Origin of the sequence: Synechococcus sp. A15-60 (assembly GCF_014280095.1) — a bacterium.
Taxonomy (GTDB): domain Bacteria; phylum Cyanobacteriota; class Cyanobacteriia; order PCC-6307; family Cyanobiaceae; genus Synechococcus_C.
Genome location: NZ_CP047933.1, coordinates 2,095,625 through 2,115,068 on the forward strand (window position 1 = coordinate 2,095,625; position 19,444 = coordinate 2,115,068).

Sequence of the window (19,444 nt, forward strand, 5' to 3'; positions counted from 1 at the left end):
TCAGATGAAGGTCTGATCAAACAGCTGCTTCCAGCTCTCGTGCTCTTCCGGTGAATCCCGACGGCTCCGGGCCAAGTTCAGTTCAGCATGATGCCGAGCATCGAGATAAGGAATGACCTCAAACTGAGCCCCACGTGGCTGCAGTGTCACCAGGAAAAACATGCGCTGGGCGTACAACGTGGCGTAGACATCCCGTCCCTCGCCAGCTGGCGCCACTTTGTAAAGCATGCCAAAGGTGGGGTGATTGAGATAACCCTCAGCGCTCACAGATCCACGAATAGTGATTACAGGGCACCGTACCTGCCGCGCAGGACAAGCACCAAGACCAGGCCAACAGCAGCCAGCCCATTGAGAAGCCGTTGGGCACCGATCTGTGACGAGGGTTCGGGGCGAAAGGCTTCGGCGGGCAACCAAGTTCCACCGCGAGCCATCAAGGCTTCAGCCCCCTGTTCAGCTCGAAGCAGGATGTTGGCCAACAGACGTTCACCCACCGACAACACCAGTCCAAACGAGGCCTTAAAGCCAAGCCGGCGCAGATTGACGGCTCGACTGGCCAGGGAACGCAGCAGGTTTTGAAGCTCTTCCTGCACCAGGGGAAGAAAACGCAGCGCAAGCAACAATTGAAAACTGAGCCGATCCACGGGCACGCCGAGTTTGGCAAGCGGAGCCAGCCACCAGCTGAGCGCCCACATCAACTCCTCACTGGGCGTGGAGAGCAGCATCAGATTGACGCTGTGCACCACCGTCACGATCAGCGTGGCGCTGTTGAGGCCCAGTTCAGCCGAACGTCTGTCGACTACGAGCGGGCCTAGCTGGAACGAACCGAGCTGAAGAGGGCCGAGGCGCACCAACTCCCAGGAGGGCGATGTCAACAGGAGACCCGGGACCTCTTCAGTGGGGCGGAGGTTCAAGCTGGCGCCAGGCTCACCGGTGGGCAGCAGCATGGCGAGCAGACCGATGCCACAGCCCAAAAGAACAACGAGCAGCAGGGAGCGCCACCACAAACGTGGCGGTAAGCCACTGACCGCGGTGATGAGAACAAGCGCCAGCACAAGCGCCAACCGCCAAATCGGCCCCGCAAGCACGGGTGTGAGCAGAAACATCAGCACCCACGACAGCTTGAGGCGCGGGTCGAGCTGACGCAGCCACCCCGCGGCACCATCCACGTACTGCCCAATCGGGATCTGCCTCAGCCAATCCATTGCGATCAGCCCTATCGGTTCTGCTGCCTGGCGAGATCCCGTTCGGCATCACGCTGCTGCTTGCCCCGCCAGAACAACTTCAGCGGTGATCCATCAAAGCCAAGTCCCTCTCGAATCTGGCGCTCCACGTAGCGGCGATAGGTGTCACCAAACAACTTGGGATCATTCACAAACAGCGTGAAGCTCGGCGGACGACTGGCCACCTGCGTGCCGTAATACAAACGCCCTTGCCGGCCGCCACGGGTGGTAGGCGGACTTCTCCAACTCAGAGCTTCCTTCAGCACCTCATTGACCACAGAGGTGCTCACCCGACGGCGATGTTGCTCAACTGCGAGAGCAGCCAGAGCAAAGATGCTGTCCACCCGCTGCCCCGTCAGTGCCGACGTGAACAGCATCGGAGCCCAGTCGAGGAAGTAGAGCTTGGCGCGCAGCTCCTTTTCCATGGCGGTCATCGTGTGGCTGTCTTTCTCGACGGCATCCCATTTGTTCACAACCACCACACAGGCCCGGCCATCTTCCTCAATCCGGCCCGCCAGGCGCTGATCCTGCTCGGTGACGCCATCCAGCGCATCAATCACCAGAACACAGACATCACTGCGTTCAATCGCCTTGAAACTGCGGTTGATCCCGAAGAACTCAGGGCCGTAGTTGACACTGCGGCGACGACGGATTCCTGCCGTGTCCACCAGACGCCAAGGCCTGTTTTCCCGCACGATGCTGGTGTCAATCGTGTCGCGGGTCGTGCCGCGAATCGGACTGACAATGGCGCGCTGTTCACCGCAAATCGCATTGAGCAGGCTGGATTTCCCCACATTGGGCCGGCCGATGATGGCCATCTGGATGGGTTCTTCCTCATCACCCTCCTGATCCTTGGGAGGGAAGAACTTGAGCGCCTGGTCCAGCACCTCGGCCGTGCCAGCACCGTGGATGGCCGACACCGGATAGGGCTCGCCGAGACCAAGGCTCCAGAATTCAGCCGCCATGGCCAGACCCTGCTCGGCCGACTCGCACTTGTTGACAGCGAGCAGAATCGGACAGGGCTGGCCGCGCAGAAATTCAGCGATGGACTCGTCGGCAGCCGTCAGCCCCTGCTGCCCATCCACAATCACCAAGGCAACGCTGGCTTCCTCGAGAGCCAGAGCCGCCTGCTCTCGGATTTCCGGCAAAAACTCACTGTCATCGTCGAACACCAACCCACCGGTGTCCACAACCTTGAACTCGCGATCTCCCCAGTAACCGTCTTGATACGTGCGGTCACGGGTCACCCCTGGCTCATCGTGAACGATGGCTTCTCTGCTGCGGCAAAGGCGATTCACCAGCGTGGACTTGCCAACGTTGGGGCGCCCGATGATCGCGACGACGGGACGCGCCAAGTGGGTCTCAAGCGGGGACTGACTTGACAGTACAGAGGCGCCTGCGTGACAGCCCCTCACGATCTCTTGGCGCGAACGAATAGGAATTCTTTTGGGGCGAGACTCGTGAGACCAAAGCGAGACAGCTAAGTAGTGCAGTGCGGCCGCTGTCACAACATCATGCTTGAACTGATCGCCACTCTTGTGGTTGACCTCTCCGACCAGAAGTTGACCGTTTACGACGCCAATCAGGAGATCGTGCGGGTGATTCCCGTGAGCACCGGTAAGGCGTCAACGCCGACGCCCACAGGAGAAGCCCAGGTGCTCACCAAATACCGATCCGTGACCATGAGCGGTCGTGGATATGTGGCACCAGGCGTGCCCTATGCCATGTGCATCACCTCCAACGAAATGATCTGCATGCATGGAGCTCCCTGGCAGGAGGAGGCTGGTCAGGCCTTTGGCGTTCCTCGCAGCCGTGGATGCGTTCGCATGCCAACCCACCAGGCGCAATGGCTGTTCGAGAACACGCCCAAAGGCACCAAGGTGGTGATCCAAGCTTGAAGCCCACTTAGCCCACTAGTTAGCCCACTGGCGGGTCGCCAGGATGCCCCTGCACCGGATCGGCCGGCGCTTCCAACAGCGGCGGCAGCGCCCCCTCTTCAAGCAGCGGCTTCCCCTCAAGCGCCAAGGAAGCCAGCAACCAGTTGACCACCGTGGCCCGGCGGGTTCGGCGTGGATAGAGCTCACCGATGCGATAGCCCGTGAAGTGGAGCTGCTCCTTCAAAAGCTGCTTGTAGGGCTTCGGAATCGAACGCGTGAGACGCACGGAAGCCGGCCGCATGGCGATCACCTGAGGGGCCTCAGGGAAAGCTTCTCCCCAGTCGGAGGGTGTCTGCGGACCGGCTCGCCAGAGACCGTCGACGGCGCTGGAGGGGCGGTAGCCCAAACGCTCCCACACCAGCTGGGCGACAAACTGATCGCTCAAACGGTCCTCAAGAATCGCCATCAGCAGAGGCCGGGTCAGACTCCAGCTGGGAAACGTCATCAGCAGCATGCAGATCTGACCATGCTTCGGCGCTGAGGGCCCCCTGGCAACCCTCTAAGCAGCACCTTTACCGACCGCTTCATGTACGTGTTTGACACCACACTCGAGCCGGAGACGTCTTTGGTGGCAAACCAGGCCTACCAGCGGCTGGTCTTTCGGCTGCCTGAGGAAGTCATGACGGCAGTGAAGCGCGACCAGCGCCGCATGCTGAAACGGCTGTCGACTGGGAAGGCTGCGCCCCCTTGGCATGGCGACGGCAGGGTGTGCTTCATCTACAGCACGTCCACAAGCAGCAGCACTCCGGTGTTTGTGGACCGTCGCGACTCTCCCCTGGGAGACCAAGGGCTTCAACGGGTGCGGCCAGGCTGCAAGGTGCGACTGACCCTGCGTCAGGTCTGGCGTCGCCAGCAGAAGCCAGGCACCAAACTGCAGGTATTGAAAGCGCAGATCCTCCATCTGGACGCACCGCATCAGGGGGGACTTGCTAGCCCGCACAGCATCCAGGAGGTGAGCCTTGCGCTCCCCCTTGACCTCCTACAAGACGTTGAGCGACTGGCGCTCCACGAAGATTGGTCGACGCAGGCCTGGCTGCGCAATGCCATCGAAACGCAGGTGCACCGGACCCGCCACCAACTCGGCTTGGATGAATCCATGGCTTGATTCGCCAAAACTGGCCACTGGCCACTGGCCACTGGCGACAATGGCGTGATGGCATCCCCATTGATCACCAGGGAACTGAGACTGCATGGCAGCCGCGTTGAGCGCACCTTGCGCTGCCGCGTTCTGCAATCACCGCTTGCAGGCGTCAGCGATCGGATCTTCCGCTCCCTGGTGCGGCGTTGGTCGTCCGACGCCCTGTTATTCACCGAAATGGTGAATGCCACCAGCCTCGAACTCGGCCATGGCCGAGCCAAGGTGGAAGAACTCAGCGGAGAACTTGGACCAATCGGCGTCCAATTGTTCGACCACCGACCTGCAGCCATGGCAGATGCCGCTCGTCGGGCTGAAGACGCCGGCGCCTTTTTGGTGGACATCAACATGGGTTGCCCGGTGCGCAAGATTGCACGCAAAGGCGGTGGGAGCGGCCTGATCCGCGATCCTGAGCTGGCCTGCCAGATCGTCGACGCCGTGGCTGCCGCCGTTGGCGTGCCAGTGACCGTCAAAACTCGACTCGGCTGGTGCGGCGGAACGGAGCAGCCGTCAACGCAGGCTGATGCTGTGGCCTGGGGTCGCCGGCTCCAGGACGCCGGGGCTCAGCTCTTAACCCTGCATGGCCGCACCCGCGAACAACGCTTCAGCGGCAACGCGAACTGGGCCGCGATCGCGGCCGTCAAACAAAGCCTCCACATCCCCGTGATCGCTAATGGCGACGTCAATAGCCCAGACGACGCTTTGCGCTGCCTGAAGGTCACCGGTGCTGATGGCGTAATGGTGGGACGTGGAACGATGGGCGCCCCTTGGCTTGTGGGTCAAATCGATGCCGCACTGAATGGACGGCCCATCCCACCAACACCAGACCCACGGGAACGCCTGATGCTGGCGGCTGAACAATTGCAGGCCCTGGTGGAAGCACGAGGCGATCACGGCCTGCTGATCGCGCGAAAACACATGAGTTGGACATGCACTGGCTTCCCTGGTGCCTCGCAATTCCGCCAGCAACTGATGCGGGCCTCCACGCCAAATCTCGCCCTGGAGTTGTTGAAGCACCAGCAGGACCAGTTGGCGTCAGAGGCCAAGGCTGCCTAGCCCAGCAGAAGGTCACGGGTACCCGTAATCGCTTGGGTCGCCAGCAACAGTGCCACCAACACATTCAGGGACACATGCAATCGGCGCATCCACAGCCTGCTGGCGATCTCCCGCTGCACAGCAATCGTGAACAGGAGCAAAGCGAGAAGCGCGAGGCCACCCCAGGTGTGGGATTCCCAGATCGCTAGAGCCAGGAGAGACCGTTCCGCCATCAACAAAGGCTGCAGGCTGATCAGCAGCAGAAACAGCCAGCAGCTCCATGCGAACAGCAAACGGAACATCAAACGCCGCGTGCGAAGGAGCGCCACGAAAGCTGCGGCAGCAGCCGCAGCCTGCAGAGAAACCACAAGCCAGGTCGCCAAACCAGCGCCAGCACCCGCTAATCCATGACCCAAAGCAATGAGCACGGCCAACAGCAGAGCACCTGTGGCCCAGCGGCCATGATCCACATGCTCCACAGGAACCGTGGGAGCAATCGGATTGAGCTGCAACCGCCGCTCCCTGGCCAGGATCCCCAACCTGATCGTTGCTCCGATCACGGGATAGACAAACAGAATGATCAGCACTGGATGCACCAACGCCAACCATTGGCTCACGGCAAGCGATGGAAAGGCAGCAATCAAGGCAACACCTCAGGCCAGAGCTGACGGATCAGCAGAAGTGAGAAATAGGGTCTCGCATCGGGGGGCACTTGAGAGGCGGAAGCCACCCACTGATCAGACCAACCCACCCGTTGCGCGAACAGAGCCTGATCCAGCAGCCCCATCTCCGTCAGAGCCGCACACACCCAGGGCCAACGGTGGCCCACTTTGATCAACCCGAGCACAGTCGACGCATAGCGTGCGCTCTGCAGGAGTTTGCGAAAGTCCGAAGCCGTCTCCGGACATGGACGGATCAGCAGTCCTTCTTGCTGGAGTGCCAAGGGAAGATCGACCGCCACGCCTGCTGCTGCGGCAGCAGCAGCACAAACCGAAGGGATCCCAGGAATCAGCGCAAAGGAAAGGTCGGGATGACGCCGACGCAGAGCCAGCTGCACGTAACTACCCGTTGCAAAGAGGGACACATCCCCCTCACAGAGCAACACCACCCTGCGACCTGTCCTCACATGGCGGGCGAGTGCGTCGGCAGCCTCGTGCCAGGCGGAAATTCTCGGCTCTGCCTCCGCCACCATCGGGAACGCGAGGGGCAGAAGTAGTTGTTGCGGCTGCAACCACGGCAAAGCAATGGCCAATGCCATCCCCGACTCTCCTTCACGGGCCACAGGATGAGCCACCACGTCGGCCTGCTCCAAGGCCTTCACCGCAGCGACCGTAAGCAATTCTGGATCACCAGGACCAACTCCTACCAGCGTCAACCGATCAGGAGCAAACTTGGGTGCCAAGGACAACGGCGCGGGGGACGGATCAACCATCCAGCATGCTGAATGGGTTGGTCAGGGGCTGTTTCCACGGCCATTTGCAGCATGAGTGAGCTGACGCTGTTTTCGGATCGCTCCAGCGACGTGCTTCTGCACACCCAAGACAGAGCTCTGATCGAAAGGGAGCTCAAGCGACGCGGAATTGGCTTTGAACGCTGGCTAACACAGACGCGGCTTGACCAAAGCGCTGGCCAGGAGGAGATCCTGGCTGCCTACAAGCACGACATCCAACGAACCCAGGCGCGCGGGAACTATCCCACCGTTGATGCCATTCGCATCCAGCCGGACCATCCCGAACGAGCCACCCTGCGCCAGACATTCCTGAATGAACACACCCACAGCGAAGACGAAGTTCGCTTTTTCGTGGAGGGCCATGGCCTGTTCTGCCTTCACCTTGGGGACGAGGTGATCCAGGTGTTGTGCAAAGCCTCGGATTGGATCAGCGTTCCTGCAGGAACGCGTCACTGGTTTGATATGGGGCCGGAGCCGGAGTTCTGCGCCATTCGCTTTTTTTGCAATCCCAGCGGATGGGTGGCTGACTTCACAGGGGATTCCATTGCCAGCCGCTATCCCCTACTCACAACCCCCGCAAGCCCGCTGTAGCCGGTTGGTTGCAGTTGCACCGTCAAGCCGCGAGGAGCAGCCGGGAATCCACAGATGACTTGAAGGAAGCGGATTTGCCAGTTGCCACCTTCACCGACCCTTCATCAGCGAGCAACAAAGCTGCTTCAAGGTCGGCACAACGGCCAATGAGATCACGAAGGAGTGGATCGGCTTTGAGGCCATTCCACTGCTCGTCGGTGGTGCCATTCCGCAGAGCCTGCAGGGAGTCAGCAACAGCGGTCACAGGGTCAATCATTCGACACGCGACATCACTGGGCCAATCCTAGAAGCGGCCCAAACAACATTGCGCGCCTCGTCAGACCTCTTGCGATCCAAAGTCACGAAAGTCTGACCTTGATGCCTTGCGACGATCTCAACCAAACCTGACGCAACAAACAAGCTGGGCACTGATCAACTCCTTCAGATCGAAATCGCGAAAAGGCCGAAGCATCCCTCAAAAACAGACACCTCAACCCGGAGCGATACCGGCCAAGCAGCCAGTCCTCGCTCATTCAGAGTTCAGCCATACATTGCATTGTCGGGAATGGCGTGTGCAAACCATGCAATGTTCGCTGAAGCATGATCAGCGGGGTCCACGCTGAGTGGATCTACATACCAACGGAACACACGCGCCTGATCATCAAATGTTCGGTAAACAGGAATGAGGTTCTGAGCATCGTCAATCTCATCAAAAACGCGGAAATCCTCAGCAATGTATTCATACCGAAAACTTTGCGACCAAATAAATCGCTCCGTGGGGTCTGCCGTCCAGACCGTTTGGCCAGTGATCTGATCACGGAAACGCGATGTCGATACAGAATCGCTGAGGTCTGCAGTACTGAGGAACAAAGGATCAGGTTCTTCAGCGCCCGAACTCTCGCTTAGTAGCAGAGTCCACTCTTGAGGTACCGACGATAAGTATTGATTTCTGGTCGATGAAGCATCAAAGGAATACACAGGCAAACCCTGCTCTTCGGTCGCGATCTGACTGACAAGATCCGCATTCAAACTGGTGAACCACATTGATCCATCAGGCCCCTGTCCGATCCGGTGCATCACACGGTTACGGGAACCGATGTCAGGCAATGGGAAAACCGTTTGATCTCGGCGTCCTGATTCATCAACATCCAAGCGAACTAGGTCATTTTCTTGGTATTGGAACCAGACAGAATCCGGCTTCACACCCACTACACCGCCTGCACCTTTGGAAAGAGTCTGGGGATAAGCCGTGAAAGTTTCAGAGGCAGGATCGAAGCGGGCAATACCACCCAAGCTTTGCTGCGAACCAACCAATTCAGGGCTGTTATCGCCTTCAATTGTGACCCAGATAAAGCCTTCGGGTCCTTGATAAATATTGATCGGACGTGTGTTATCAGTCCCGAAACCTTCGATCTCGAAAAGGCTCAACTTATCGTTTAAATCAATCCTTCCAATCTGATTGGTCTGCAGGTTTACAAACCATGCGTTTCCCACCTGATCAAACTCGATGTTGATTGGAGCACTGGCTGCCGGCTTGATGGCGTCATGATTGAAATTGGGAGCGATGGCAGCTCGAGTCGGTAGTTCAAAACGACGATGTTCTCCCGTCGCAGGATCAACCCAACCCAGCACATCAGAGGTGCGGCCGGTGTACCAAAGTTTGCCTTGGGGATCGATGGCGAAACCGTGCGGTCCCACAACACCCTCTGTCTGAGGATTATCGAACGCAACGCTATAAGTCGTGATGATAGAACCATCACGTTTGCTGAGTTCAACGATTTGATCAAAATCCTCAAGAGTTACATACAAACGACCGTCTTCACTAAACCGGATTCCATGGGGGTAAGACCCTTTTGGAAGTTCAAAAAGCTCAACACGTCCATCAAGCGTGAGACGTCCAACACGGTCATGCATGCTCTGGGTGAAATACACCATCCCATCTGGGCCGGCATAGATTTCATGAGTGTTATAAACATCTTTATCAGAGTCCAGATGAACATTGTAATCAATAACATTACCCAGTTCACGCTCAACAACCGATGTAAAAAAGTCTTGAAAAGCTGCTTCTGACCACAATTCACCACGTCCAATCGGACGAGGCTGAGTCACATTATTAACACTTTGGACATCAAGCTGGGAATGGCCGCTACCACTCATTGAATCATTGCAGATTCTTTGATCCTAAAAGAATGCCTGGACGCATCAGGCATCGACACCAACGGAATGCATCCGCACATCATCGGGATGCACCAGTTCTCCACACAAGGCCTCAACTTCGGCCTGAGCCAACTGCTGCAAACGAGGCACGATCACATCTCTTGAATACCGTTGCTCGCAAAGAACCCAATACACACCGAAGTGACGAGCTTCACTTTGAAGCAAGCTGCCATAAAGAGTCCGTAACGCCTGGTCAGGACTGTGTTCTGCAAGCAGAGCCATGCGTTCATGACTGCGCGCTTCAATCAGGCCCGCAACGAGGAAAGAATCCAGCATCCGATCAGGCTCCCCCCGTCGCACCTGCTTAGCAAGATCCGCTCCGTAACCTGATGAGCGCAACGGCTCAAGGTAACGACCACGCGATTTGAGCAGATCCAACACCTGCTCAAAATGCGCAAGCTCTTCACGCGCCAGCGGGCTCAACACCTCACCGAGGCCAGGTTCACACAGATAGCGAAACATCAGCTGAACAGCTGAGCCAGCCGCTTTGCGCTCGCAATGGGCATGGTCGATGAGAACCTGCATCGGCTTAGCGATCGCCTGCTCCACCCAGAGACGACTAGTCGGAGCAGCAAGCCAACGAATGCTGCTTACGGTGGATGTAAGAGAGGCCTCTTTGAACTCAACAGGGGTTGTGGATGCAGCGATGGTCATGCTTCCACCTGACGCAGGTAATTCAGCAACCCATCAAGAGCGAGGTCGTAGCTGAAAGGCCCAAAGCCGCTCACCACACCAACCGCGCGATCAGCCAGATAGGACTGATGACGAAACGACTCACGCGCTTGGGTGTTACTCAGGTGGAGCTCCACATAAGGAATGGCCACGCCTAGCAAAGCGTCGCGTAACGCGATGGATGTGTGGGTGAAGGCACCGGCATTGATCAAGATGCCGTTGACCGTCCCCATCGCCTGGTGAACCCGCTCTACGAGGGCACCTTCAAAATTGCTCTGGTAAGAATCCAGTCGCACCCCAGCAGCAGCAGCACGCTCTTTGAGTTGTTGCTCGATCACATCCAGTGTCTGGTGACCGTAAAGGCCAGGCTCCCGCTGACCGAGCAAATTGAGATTGGGCCCATTGAGCAGCAGCAGTTGCATCGCCCGTGCCAGCGGTGTCACCCGATCGTATCCAGCAGGGTGGTCCTCGTTGACTGGTAAATTATCGCGGTGTGTCGGGTCGGTGCCCGAGTGGTTAATGGGGGCGGACTGTAAATCCGCTGGCTCTGCCTACGTTGGTTCAAATCCAACCCGGCCCATCCACACATGCCCTTGTAGCTCAGCGGTAGAGCACTCCCTTGGTAAGGGAGAGGTCTCGAGTTCAAGTCTCGACAAGGGCTTTCCCAACACCCAGGCACCGGGTGTTGATCCAAGTCGCAGGCCTGGATTGATTCCAAGTTGACAGCCAAGTGCAGGCCGCGGTGAATACAGCTCCGCACGCCGCAAGCGAATCAGAACCTTGCTCGCGGTTGTTCAAAACTCCAGACAGCCTCTCAGAAAATGGAGATGACGAAAACTGAACCAATCTGACGTCTGCAAAACGGAATCAATGACTCGCAAAGTTCATCAATCTGCCCATTTCCTGCAACAAGTACCGCTCAGATTAGACGTCAGTTTTGTCTTGATGACACCTTGGTTTCACTTTCACCCAGTGGCTGGGTGATTGGATCCAGCAAAAACCTTGGGATGCAGCATTCGCTGTATCGACTCAGGACCAACATCGTGAATGCCTAGTGTTGCCCACTGCATGAATCCCCCAGTCGAAGAGCGAAGCTCACGATCTTTTCCCTAGACCAATTGCCCATGCAATTGCTGGTCTTCCCAGACCATCCATTGCTGAAAAGCGTTGAGATCATGCTTGATCAGATTATGAAATACCCACTTGAGCACAGACCCCCCACGGTCTATCTAGGTGCGGAAAGCCTGCTAGTGCAGGCTGTCGATTTCTTCTCCGCTGCGACAGACAAAAAACAGACGGTGCCGGCAGGAAGCCGGCAGCAGGGGAACGCAGACACTGTGGATTGAGACACTGTGGATTGAGACACTGTGGATTGAGGCACTGTGGATTGAGACACCGTGCTGCAACACGATCAAGACAAACCAAAGTTCTTCCTTTAACGCTCAATCTGAATCTGAGCACTGGTGTTGTTCTGGTTACAAGATGAGAGCACCGCAACACAACAGTCCTTCGCGATCTCAGACCATATCTTGAACAGGGATTGAAAGTCTTCCAACTGATGCATCCTCAAATCCAGAGGATTGGATTAATAACCAACCGCCTTAGTACTGCAAGAGAGGAATAAACAACTTCAAGGGTGACTGGTTTCCAGGCAGAACAGACAACACCTGAGCAAACACTTCATTGTTCCTCACGCTCCTTTGCAGGACCTTCTCCCCCCAGCTAGCACGTGGGAAACAATTCCCGCATGGCTGCACCGCCACTCCTGCTGGCACTGGATCAAGGCACCAGTAGCTCCCGGGCCGCGCTCTACGACGACCGTGGGTGTCCGATCGCCAGTGCCACTGCTCCTCTAGCGATCCAATACCCCGCTGATGGCTGGGTGGAACAAGACCCCATGGCCATCTGGGAGAGCCAGCGTCTGGCGATGAGCCGTCTGGAGCAATCCCTGACTCCAGAACAACGCAGTGCTGTCGTCGCCTGCGGCATCACCAATCAACGCGAGACCACCATTCTTTGGCGCCGCAGCGATGGGCAGCCCTGCGGCCCAGCTCTGGTCTGGCAAGACGGCCGCACAGCTGATCTCTGCGAGCGATGGAAGCAGGAAGGTCTGGAAAAGGAGTGGAGAGTGCGTACGGGGCTTCTTCTGGATCCCTACTTCAGCGCCAGCAAAATCCACTGGTTGATCCAGAACGAGGGGGCAGCCCGCCGAGCTGCCAACCAAGAGGATCTCTGCTTTGGAACAGTGGAGAGCTGGCTGCTGTGGCATCTGAGCGGGGCCACTCGGCATTGCTCCGATATGAGCAACGCCAGCCGCACGCTGTTGATGGACCTCAAGCGCCGGGAATGGGTGGAACCGTTCTGCGCGCAGGCCCTGCTTCCGACCAGTGCCCTGCCGACACTGGTGCCTTGCCGAGGTGATTTCGGCGCAATCGCGCCAGGGCTGCCGTTCGCGGGCGTGCCCATCCGCGCGCTTCTGGGTGATCAACAGGCCGCCACTCTCGGGCAGTTATGCCTTGAGCCTGGCGAAGCCAAATGCACCTACGGCACCGGTGCCTTCCTGGTGGTGAACACGGGCAGAACGATCCGCCGCAGTGATGCGGGACTGCTCAGCACGCTGGGCTGGACGGATGAAGAGGGTGAACCGACGTATTGCCTTGAAGGCAGCTTGTTCAACGCAGGCACCGTTGTTCAGTGGCTGAGGGATGGGCTCGGCATCATCGAAACCGCCGATGAGATCAACCGGCTCGCCAATGGGGTGGAGAACTCGGGAGGCGTGATGCTCGTCCCGGCGTTCACCGGCTGGGGAACCCCCCATTGGGATCCAGGCGCCCGTGGGCTGCTGATCGGGTTAACCCGGGACAGCGGTCGTGCCCAGATTGCCCGTGCAGCACTCGACGGCATCGCCCTTTCGGTGGCTGGCCTGGTGCAGCTTGCAGAGCAGTCGATTGGCCACAGCCTGGGCGAGCTCGCGGTCGACGGTGGAGCAGCAGCCTCGAATCCCCTTTTGCAGGCGCAGGCCGACAGCACAGGTCTGCGCGTGCGACGTCCAGCCCACCTGGAAAGCACCGCGCGGGGAGTGGCATTGCTGGCAGGCGTGCAATCGGGAGTGATTGCCGATCTCAGTGATCTGGTCTCTGCGCAAGAGCAGCAGACCGAGAGCTTCAACCCCTCGATGGGAACGGAAGAACGACAAGCCTGGCTTAAGCGCTGGAACGATGCTGTCGCAAGGAGTCTTCACTGGCATGGATGACACCGCTTACGACCTTCTGATCATCGGTGGCGGAGCCAGCGGTGCTTGCGTCGCCTATGAAGCCGTCCGCCGCGGCCTGCGGGTTGCGCTGCTCGAAGCGAATGACTTCGCCAGTGGCACCAGCTCCCGTAGCACCAAATTGCTGCATGGCGGTGTCCGCTATCTCGAGCTGGCTTTCAAAACCGCTGACCGAGCGCAGCTGCGCCTTGTGAGGGAAGCCCTGCTGGAACGCGGACACTGGTTGCAGCAAGCTCCATTTCTGGCCCATCGCCTGGAGCTCGCGCTACCGACCGACTGCGTGATCGGGCAGCTCTACTACCGCCTTGGGCTCGGTCTCTATGACGCCCTGTCTGGCCAGGCAGGAATCGGCAACAGCAGACTGTTAACGAAGCAGCAGCTGCAGGTTGCCCTGCCCCAGCTTCGTGACGACATTCGCAGGGGAGTGGCCTACAGCGATGGACAATTCGACGATGCTCGCCTGAATCTGCTGCTGGCCCTGACCGCCGAGCAGGCCGGTGCTGTCGTGAGGAACCGCATGCCAGTGGTCGCACTGGAGAAAAAAAGCGACGGGCAGGTGTGTGGCGCCATCAGCGAAAACGCACGCGGGGAACGTCAGCGCTGGCGTGCACGCACGGTGGTCAATGCCACCGGACTGCATGCCGATGCGGTGCGACGCATGGCAGAGGGGGACTGCCGTGAACGCATGCTCACGAGCCGCGGTGTTCACATCGTGCTCAAGCAGAACCTCTGTCCTGAACGGATGGGACTGCTGCTGCCCTCCACCGATGACGGACGGGTTCTGTTCATGTTGCCGTTCTTCGGGGCCACGCTGGTGGGCACCACTGATACTGCCTGCCCTCAGGAGCAGGCGGCACAGCCGTCCGATCAGGAGCAGACCTACCTGATCGACTATGTGAAACGATGGTTCCCTGACATGGGTGACCCCGAGATCGGCAGCTGCTGGGCGGGCGGCCGACCGCTCCTCAAACCCGCCGATGCTGATCTGAACAGCAGCCGTGTCGTGCGGGAGCACGAGGTGGAGACCCTGCCGAGTGGATTGGTGAGTGTGATGGGCGGTAAATGGACCACCTGCCGTCCAATGGCAATCGACACGCTGGATGCCGTTGCCAAGCAACTGGACAGGCCCCTGCCACCTGCCAAAAGGCTGCCTTTATTGGGATCCGACGTCGATCCATCCAAGACCTCAGAACGACTGATACAACAACGTCAGCAACTGAGCGATCTGCTTCCTGACTCCCCCTGGCTTCAGAACCAGATCGAGCACCTGGAGGGCAATCACGGGCTGGCTGCAGCCGAGCTGGTGAACGGATGGACGGTCTCACAACGGGAACCACTGAGCGACGTGATTCCAATCTGTGAGGGAGAGCTTCGCCACGCCGTCAACGCAGAACATGCTCATAGCGTCACCGATCTGCTGGCACGACGGAATCGTCTGGCCATGGTGAACTGTGGCGAAGCGAACCGCCTCACACCAGCGGTGAGGGCGATTCTTGAAGAGTGCGGCAGGGATGAGAGCTCAGCGCTTGCTTTAGATGCTTGAAGGCTGGGCTGGCTGCGTTCAAAGGGGTTGCGGGGCGTGCTCGGCCTCCGGCACATCCTCCACTTCAATAACGTCTTCCACCTCACCAATCAGCCACCAGCTGTATCCATGGGCAGGCAGATACACAAACCACGCCTCTGATGCAGGCGGGTATTCACAGCCCCAGAGCACCTCACGGGTTCGCTCACCGCGCCAGCGGCTGAGGTCGAGCCGCAGAGAGGCCCCCGCCGCAGACAGGTTGGCAGCCACCAGCACCGTCATCCCGCCATCACAGCGCACATAGCTGATCACACTCGGATGGGTGCAGTGCAACAGTTCAAAGTCACCATGGCGAAGGGCAGGTAGCAGCCGCCGACAGGTGAGCATGCGCCGATGCCAGTTCAGCAGTGAGGCAGGGAACTGCTTCTGAACCTCCACATTCACCACGCGGTAGTCGTAGCCCGGAGAGGTGATCGGTGGGAGCACCAGCAGGGGATCGGGTGCTGTCGAGAACCCGCCGTTTCGTGCTGGAGTCCACGCCATGGGAGTGCGGTTGGGATCGCGATCTCGCAGTCCAGGCCAGTCCCCCATGCCCAACTCATCGCCGTAGTAGAGGCAAGGCATTCCGGGAAGGCTGTAGAGCAAAGCATGCAGAACCCGGTTGGAACCTGAATCGCCATTGAGGAGAGGGGCTAAACGACGATTAATGCCCCAGTTGAGCCAGTGCCCCTGACCTTGATGAAGACCAGCGCGAATGGTCTGAATCACCTGTTCGGGGACCAGGTGGCCATCGCCCAGCCAAAGCTCGTCGTGATTGCGCAATGGCAGAGCCCACCGGCATCCACGCACGGTCTGCTGCGCCTCTTTCAGACAGGAGCACAAGTCTTTGACTGCACCACTGGCAATGGCAGCGAACAAATGGGCGGTTAAGACGAAGTTGAACGCTCCATGCAGCTCATCTGACATCAGATAAGGAGCGATCTCATCCAGGGGCTGAATGGCTTCCCCGAGCAGGAGCACATCACGGCCATGGGAATTGACCCGTTCTCGCAAACGCTTCAGAAACGCGTGCGTTTCAGGCAAACCTTCACAGCGGGTGCCTTCGGCCTCAAAAAGAAACGGCACAGCATCCAGCCGAAAGCCGTCCACACCTCGCTCGATCCAAAAATCCACCACATCCAGCATCGCCTCCTGGACGAATGGGTTGTCGTAGTTCAGGTCGGGCTGATGACGCAAAAACCGGTGCAGGTAGTACTGGCCAGCCACCTCGTCCCACTCCCAGTTGGACGACTCGAAATGACGGAACAGCACCGGAGCATCCGCATAACGATGGGGGTCATCGCTCCAGACATAGATGTCTCGTTCAGGACTGCCCTTTGGAGCCCAACGAGCTCGCTGGAACCAGGGATGCAGGGTGCTGGTGTGGTTCATGACCAGGTCCATCACCACTTTGATGCCCTGCCCATGCGCTGCAGTCAGCACCCGATGAAACGCAGAGAGATCTCCGAGGTCGGGATGAATCGCCTTGAAATCGGTGATGTCATACCCACCGTCCTGCAACGGTGACGGATAGATGGGCGTCAGCCAGATCGCTTCGACGCCGAGCCAGCGCAGATAAGGGAGACGGTTGGCCAACCCCTGCAAGTCACCAATTCCGTCGCCATTGCCATCGGCATAGCTGCGCACAATCAACTGATAGATGACGGCTCCGTTCCACCACGGCAGCTTCTGACTCATCAAGCCGATCACTCTCTCTTCGTAGTAAGCGCAATCGGCTTTGGCGTCATCCCCCCCTTGGCAACGGTTGATGGGATGGAATTGCGAGCATGACGTTCAGTAAGCGCCTGTTTCTGACGTCATGGCTCAAGCCGGCACAGCCACCGCGTTCAGCGATACCGATCTGCAACGGATGCGCGAACCCGTCCTGCAAGGCGTCACGCATCCGGAACGCTGGCGGCGAGAGCAACTGCGGCGCCTACGAAATCTCGTCACCGAGCACGAGTCGGCGATTCTCGAGGCACTCCATCAAGACCTCGCCAAACCTCCCCTGGAAGCCATGGCCGAGGTGGTGGCCCTGCTTCAAGAGCTCAATCTTGCTGAACGGCGTTTGCGCTCTTGGATGCGACCACATCGCGTTCGCGTCCCGATCGTGCAAAAGCCTGGTCGCGCCGAACTGATCCGGGAGCCCCTGGGGTGTGTTCTGCTGATCGGCCCTTGGAACCTGCCATTCAGTCTCACCCTGTGGCCCCTCGTGAGTGCACTGGCGGCCGGGAACACCGCCGTGATCAAACCGTCAGAACATGCTCCGGCCACTGCAGAGCTGATTGAACGGGTGATCCCCATGCACTTTCCACAGGACGTGGTCACCGTGGTCAATGGAGATGGAGACGTGGCCGCGAACCTGGTGCGTCAGCGCTTTGATCACATTTTCTTCACCGGTGGCGGACGGATCGGCGCGAAGGTTTTGGAGGGCGCTGCCGCCAACCTCACACCAGTGACGTTGGAATTGGGAGGGAAAAACCCGGCGATCGTCCTCAACGATGCCGATCTCGACGTGACGGCGCGGCGGCTGGTGTGGGGCAAGGGTTTCAATGCTGGACAAGCCTGCATCGCGCCGGATCACCTGTTCGTTCAGGAAAGTGTGCGCGAACCCCTGCTGAATGCAATCGCTCGGGAGAGGCTCAGGCTCTATGGCGAACAACCGCTTGATTCAGAGGATTTGTGCTGCCTTATCCACGACAGGCACTACAGCAGGCTGGAAACGCTGTTGCGGGGTGCAGAAGCAGAAGGACGGGTGCTGCTGGGCGGCGAATTCGATCCTGAACGACGCCGAATCGCGCCCAGCCTGATCGCTGTGCACGACGACCATGACCCCTTGATGACCGATGAGCTGTTCGGCCCCCTTCTGCCCGTGCTCACCATCCCGAATCTGGATGCGGCCATCGAACACATCCAGAAACAAGACAAGCCCCTCGCCCTCTACCTGTTTGGCGGTGACACCAACCATCAGAAGCAGCTGCTGCGCCAAACCAGTTCAGGTGGAGTGTGTTTTAACGATGTGGTGATGCAGGCAGGTGTTCCTGATCTGCCATTCGGGGGGGTGGGCGCCAGCGGCATGGGTGCCCACCACGGCGAAGCTGGATTCCGCACCTTTTCCCATGAACGCTCCGTGCTGCGTCGCCCGTTCTGGCTCGATCTCCCCCAGCGCTATCCCCCGTACACGCTGAGCCCAGACACATTTCGTCGTCTGCTGAGCTGAGCATCCTGAGGCCATCGCCGGACAGAGACTGGCATCAAGCCAGAGGCACCTTATGGTTCGCCCAGCCACCGGAGACGCATGCGCCGCACCCTCCTCACCATCTTGACCGTGATGGCCCTTTCGCCCCTGGCAGGCCATGCGGCGTCTGTCACTGTCAAACCAGGTGAGACTCTGTCCGACATTGCGGCTCGCTACGGCGTCTCCATCAACAGCCTGATGCGCTTGAACGGACTGCGAGACCCGAATTTCGTGCAGGTCGGCCAGCGGCTGCAAATTCCCGGAGCGGTCAGTGCTGGCTCTGGCCGCCACACTGTGCGATCCGGCGACACCCTCAGCCAAATCGCTGTTCAGTATCGCGTCACGGAACGTCAGCTGATTGTGCTGAACGGCTTGGCGAGTGCCGATCACGTGGAAATCGGCCAAACCCTAAAACTGCCGAGCAATGCAGTGCTTCCACAACCCGCACCTCAGGCAACTGCGCGCGTTCAACCCGTCCCGATCAAGGCCAATCCCAACGCCACCTCCCACACGGTGGCGCGTGGTCAGACGCTCACGCAGATCGCCAAGGCTTACAACATCCCGATGGCGTCCTTGATCAGCATCAATGCCATTGCCAATCCGAATCAGGTGAAAGTGGGCACCCAATTGATGCTGCGCTCGAGCCAACCCGAGGTGGACACCACATCGGCCGCCGGAGATTCCGTGCCAGCCGCGCAAGCATCTGAGAGTTCACAGGACACGGTTTCCAACACGACATCTCAGAGCCAGCCTGACTCTGAGCCCCAGGCCAACCAACCTGTGGTGGAGGAGACGGTGACGACAGACACCGTGATCACAGAAACCATCGAGAAAGAACCGGTGGCGACCGCTGCTGCCAGCCAGACTGGAAGCACCAGCGCCCAGCCGAAGCAGGCCGCTTGGAGAACCTATGGCCCCCTCCAAGTCGACTGGGGCAACTGGCAGTCAATGGCTGGCAGCGAAGTGGCACCCACCCTCAATGGCGAGGGACAGTCCTTTTATGTTGCCGTGAATTGTTCAGCGAAAAAAATCAACGTTACGGGCGCCAACGGCATGTGGAAGAACTGGATCGCACCACAGACTGAGTTTGAACGCGCCCTTGTGAAGGATCGCTGCGCTGCCATCAAGAGCTGATCAG

20 protein-coding genes and 2 tRNA genes are annotated in these 19,444 nt (G+C 58.9%); 11 read left to right on the forward strand and 11 right to left on the reverse strand.

What is annotated here, in order from left to right:
• From SynA1560_RS11475 to der, 3 genes are read right to left on the reverse strand one after another with little or no spacing between them, the layout of a single operon-like run.
• The gene (locus SynA1560_RS11475) at nucleotides 1-267 is read right to left on the reverse strand and encodes a PipX family protein (RefSeq protein WP_186469391.1); all 267 of its coding nucleotides are present in this window, start codon (nucleotides 265-267) and stop codon (nucleotides 1-3) included.
• A gap of 17 nt (nucleotides 268-284) precedes the next feature.
• The gene (locus SynA1560_RS11480; protein WP_186500572.1) at nucleotides 285-1,202 is read right to left on the reverse strand and encodes a CbiQ family ECF transporter T component; all 918 of its coding nucleotides are present in this window, start codon (nucleotides 1,200-1,202) and stop codon (nucleotides 285-287) included.
• Between the two features lie 11 nt (nucleotides 1,203-1,213).
• On the reverse strand, nucleotides 1,214-2,575 hold the full coding sequence (gene der, locus SynA1560_RS11485) for a ribosome biogenesis GTPase Der (RefSeq protein WP_186469393.1): 1,362 nt from the start codon (nucleotides 2,573-2,575) through the stop codon (nucleotides 1,214-1,216).
• 159 nt (nucleotides 2,576-2,734) lie between these two features.
• On the opposite strand from der, the gene SynA1560_RS11490 reads away from it, so the two are divergent.
• Nucleotides 2,735-3,118: a L,D-transpeptidase gene (locus SynA1560_RS11490; protein WP_186469394.1), complete on the forward strand. Its 384-nt coding sequence runs from the start codon at nucleotides 2,735-2,737 to the stop codon at nucleotides 3,116-3,118.
• Between the two features lie 19 nt (nucleotides 3,119-3,137).
• On the opposite strand, the gene SynA1560_RS11495 is transcribed toward SynA1560_RS11490, so the two are convergent.
• Nucleotides 3,138-3,602 (reverse strand): DUF1823 family protein, encoded by a 465-nt coding sequence (locus tag SynA1560_RS11495; RefSeq protein ID WP_186500573.1) that lies wholly within the window; start codon nucleotides 3,600-3,602, stop codon nucleotides 3,138-3,140.
• A gap of 81 nt (nucleotides 3,603-3,683) precedes the next feature.
• Here SynA1560_RS11495 and SynA1560_RS11500 point away from each other — a divergent pair, with 81 nt between their 5' ends.
• Both SynA1560_RS11500 and dusB read left to right on the forward strand, forming a co-directional pair.
• Nucleotides 3,684-4,262, forward strand: a complete 579-nt coding sequence (locus SynA1560_RS11500) for a hypothetical protein (RefSeq protein ID WP_186500574.1) — start codon at nucleotides 3,684-3,686, stop codon at nucleotides 4,260-4,262.
• A 48-nt stretch (nucleotides 4,263-4,310) separates the two neighbouring features.
• Nucleotides 4,311-5,348 (forward strand): tRNA dihydrouridine synthase DusB, encoded by a 1,038-nt coding sequence (gene dusB, locus SynA1560_RS11505; RefSeq protein WP_186500575.1) that lies wholly within the window; start codon nucleotides 4,311-4,313, stop codon nucleotides 5,346-5,348.
• Here the strand turns inward: dusB and SynA1560_RS11510 are convergent.
• Both SynA1560_RS11510 and cobI read right to left on the reverse strand, forming a co-directional pair.
• On the reverse strand, nucleotides 5,345-5,971 hold the full coding sequence (locus SynA1560_RS11510; protein ID WP_370523159.1) for a DUF4079 family protein: 627 nt from the start codon (nucleotides 5,969-5,971) through the stop codon (nucleotides 5,345-5,347). The genes dusB and SynA1560_RS11510 overlap by 4 nt on opposite strands.
• Nucleotides 5,968-6,759 carry a precorrin-2 C(20)-methyltransferase gene (gene cobI, locus SynA1560_RS11515; protein ID WP_186500576.1) on the reverse strand — a complete coding sequence of 264 codons (792 nt, stop codon included), beginning with the start codon at nucleotides 6,757-6,759 and terminating at the stop codon, nucleotides 5,968-5,970. The genes SynA1560_RS11510 and cobI overlap by 4 nt, the downstream gene beginning before the upstream one ends.
• A 51-nt stretch (nucleotides 6,760-6,810) precedes the next feature.
• Between cobI and SynA1560_RS11520 the strand changes: the two genes are divergently transcribed.
• Nucleotides 6,811-7,368: an acireductone dioxygenase gene (locus SynA1560_RS11520; protein ID WP_186500577.1), complete on the forward strand. Its 558-nt coding sequence runs from the start codon at nucleotides 6,811-6,813 to the stop codon at nucleotides 7,366-7,368.
• A 22-nt stretch (nucleotides 7,369-7,390) separates the two neighbouring features.
• On the opposite strand, the gene SynA1560_RS11525 is transcribed toward SynA1560_RS11520, so the two are convergent.
• The 4 genes from SynA1560_RS11525 to aroQ form a co-directional block, all read right to left on the reverse strand.
• Nucleotides 7,391-7,624, reverse strand: coding sequence for a hypothetical protein (locus tag SynA1560_RS11525; protein ID WP_186500578.1), 234 nt, complete (start codon nucleotides 7,622-7,624; stop codon nucleotides 7,391-7,393).
• 263 nt (nucleotides 7,625-7,887) lie between these two features.
• Nucleotides 7,888-9,504: a hypothetical protein gene (locus SynA1560_RS11530; protein ID WP_186500579.1), complete on the reverse strand. Its 1,617-nt coding sequence runs from the start codon at nucleotides 9,502-9,504 to the stop codon at nucleotides 7,888-7,890.
• Nucleotides 9,505-9,549: 45 nt separating this feature from the next.
• Nucleotides 9,550-10,218, reverse strand: coding sequence for a tRNA-(ms[2]io[6]A)-hydroxylase (locus tag SynA1560_RS11535; RefSeq protein ID WP_186469402.1), 669 nt, complete (start codon nucleotides 10,216-10,218; stop codon nucleotides 9,550-9,552).
• Nucleotides 10,215-10,658 (reverse strand): type II 3-dehydroquinate dehydratase, encoded by a 444-nt coding sequence (gene aroQ, locus SynA1560_RS11540; protein ID WP_186500580.1) that lies wholly within the window; start codon nucleotides 10,656-10,658, stop codon nucleotides 10,215-10,217. The genes SynA1560_RS11535 and aroQ overlap by 4 nt, the downstream gene beginning before the upstream one ends.
• Before the next feature lie 76 nt (nucleotides 10,659-10,734).
• Here aroQ and SynA1560_RS11545 point away from each other — a divergent pair.
• From SynA1560_RS11545 to SynA1560_RS11565, 5 genes are all read left to right on the forward strand, one after another.
• Nucleotides 10,735-10,816 (forward strand) — tRNA-Tyr (locus SynA1560_RS11545).
• A 9-nt stretch (nucleotides 10,817-10,825) separates the two neighbouring features.
• Nucleotides 10,826-10,897: transfer RNA gene (locus tag SynA1560_RS11550), tRNA-Thr, on the forward strand.
• Nucleotides 10,898-11,360: 463 nt separating this feature from the next.
• On the forward strand, nucleotides 11,361-11,582 hold the full coding sequence (locus SynA1560_RS11555; protein ID WP_186500581.1) for a hypothetical protein: 222 nt from the start codon (nucleotides 11,361-11,363) through the stop codon (nucleotides 11,580-11,582).
• A gap of 401 nt (nucleotides 11,583-11,983) precedes the next feature.
• Nucleotides 11,984-13,489 (forward strand): glycerol kinase GlpK, encoded by a 1,506-nt coding sequence (glpK, locus tag SynA1560_RS11560; RefSeq protein WP_186469404.1) that lies wholly within the window; start codon nucleotides 11,984-11,986, stop codon nucleotides 13,487-13,489.
• The gene (locus tag SynA1560_RS11565) at nucleotides 13,482-15,050 is read left to right on the forward strand and encodes a glycerol-3-phosphate dehydrogenase/oxidase (RefSeq protein WP_186500582.1); all 1,569 of its coding nucleotides are present in this window, start codon (nucleotides 13,482-13,484) and stop codon (nucleotides 15,048-15,050) included. The genes glpK and SynA1560_RS11565 overlap by 8 nt, the downstream gene beginning before the upstream one ends.
• An 18-nt stretch (nucleotides 15,051-15,068) precedes the next feature.
• Here the strand turns inward: SynA1560_RS11565 and SynA1560_RS11570 are convergent, their stop codons facing one another.
• A complete protein-coding gene (locus SynA1560_RS11570; RefSeq protein WP_186469406.1) occupies nucleotides 15,069-16,766 on the reverse strand; it encodes an alpha-amylase family protein in 1,698 nt (565 codons plus the stop codon).
• 121 nt (nucleotides 16,767-16,887) lie between these two features.
• On the opposite strand from SynA1560_RS11570, the gene SynA1560_RS11575 reads away from it, so the two are divergent.
• Both SynA1560_RS11575 and SynA1560_RS11580 read left to right on the forward strand, forming a co-directional pair.
• Complete coding sequence (locus tag SynA1560_RS11575; RefSeq protein WP_186500583.1) at nucleotides 16,888-18,288, forward strand: aldehyde dehydrogenase family protein; 1,401 nt, start codon at nucleotides 16,888-16,890, stop codon at nucleotides 18,286-18,288.
• A gap of 78 nt (nucleotides 18,289-18,366) precedes the next feature.
• The gene (locus tag SynA1560_RS11580; protein ID WP_186500584.1) at nucleotides 18,367-19,440 is read left to right on the forward strand and encodes a LysM peptidoglycan-binding domain-containing protein; all 1,074 of its coding nucleotides are present in this window, start codon (nucleotides 18,367-18,369) and stop codon (nucleotides 19,438-19,440) included.
• Nucleotides 19,441-19,444 lie beyond the last annotated feature (4 nt).

Excerpts from the sequence above, each read along its gene's own strand:
- SynA1560_RS11480 (WP_186500572.1), bottom strand. The coding sequence starts at position 1,202 with ATGGATTGGCTGAGGCAGATCCCGATTGGGCAGTACGTGGATGGTGCC.
- SynA1560_RS11490 (WP_186469394.1), top strand. The coding sequence starts at position 2,735 with ATGCTTGAACTGATCGCCACTCTTGTGGTTGACCTCTCCGACCAGAAG.
- SynA1560_RS11495 (WP_186500573.1), bottom strand. The coding sequence starts at position 3,602 with ATGACGTTTCCCAGCTGGAGTCTGACCCGGCCTCTGCTGATGGCGATT.
- SynA1560_RS11500 (WP_186500574.1), top strand. The coding sequence starts at position 3,684 with ATGTACGTGTTTGACACCACACTCGAGCCGGAGACGTCTTTGGTGGCA.
- dusB (WP_186500575.1), top strand. The coding sequence starts at position 4,311 with ATGGCATCCCCATTGATCACCAGGGAACTGAGACTGCATGGCAGCCGC.
- cobI (WP_186500576.1), bottom strand. The coding sequence starts at position 6,759 with ATGGTTGATCCGTCCCCCGCGCCGTTGTCCTTGGCACCCAAGTTTGCT.
- SynA1560_RS11520 (WP_186500577.1), top strand. The coding sequence starts at position 6,811 with ATGAGTGAGCTGACGCTGTTTTCGGATCGCTCCAGCGACGTGCTTCTG.
- SynA1560_RS11525 (WP_186500578.1), bottom strand. The coding sequence starts at position 7,624 with ATGATTGACCCTGTGACCGCTGTTGCTGACTCCCTGCAGGCTCTGCGG.
- SynA1560_RS11530 (WP_186500579.1), bottom strand. The coding sequence starts at position 9,504 with ATGAGTGGTAGCGGCCATTCCCAGCTTGATGTCCAAAGTGTTAATAAT.
- SynA1560_RS11535 (WP_186469402.1), bottom strand. The coding sequence starts at position 10,218 with ATGACCATCGCTGCATCCACAACCCCTGTTGAGTTCAAAGAGGCCTCT.
- aroQ (WP_186500580.1), bottom strand. The coding sequence starts at position 10,658 with ATGCAACTGCTGCTGCTCAATGGGCCCAATCTCAATTTGCTCGGTCAG.
- SynA1560_RS11555 (WP_186500581.1), top strand. The coding sequence starts at position 11,361 with ATGCAATTGCTGGTCTTCCCAGACCATCCATTGCTGAAAAGCGTTGAG.
- glpK (WP_186469404.1), top strand. The coding sequence starts at position 11,984 with ATGGCTGCACCGCCACTCCTGCTGGCACTGGATCAAGGCACCAGTAGC.
- SynA1560_RS11565 (WP_186500582.1), top strand. The coding sequence starts at position 13,482 with ATGGATGACACCGCTTACGACCTTCTGATCATCGGTGGCGGAGCCAGC.
- SynA1560_RS11570 (WP_186469406.1), bottom strand. The coding sequence starts at position 16,766 with ATGAGTCAGAAGCTGCCGTGGTGGAACGGAGCCGTCATCTATCAGTTG.
- SynA1560_RS11575 (WP_186500583.1), top strand. The coding sequence starts at position 16,888 with ATGGCTCAAGCCGGCACAGCCACCGCGTTCAGCGATACCGATCTGCAA.
- SynA1560_RS11580 (WP_186500584.1), top strand. The coding sequence starts at position 18,367 with ATGCGCCGCACCCTCCTCACCATCTTGACCGTGATGGCCCTTTCGCCC.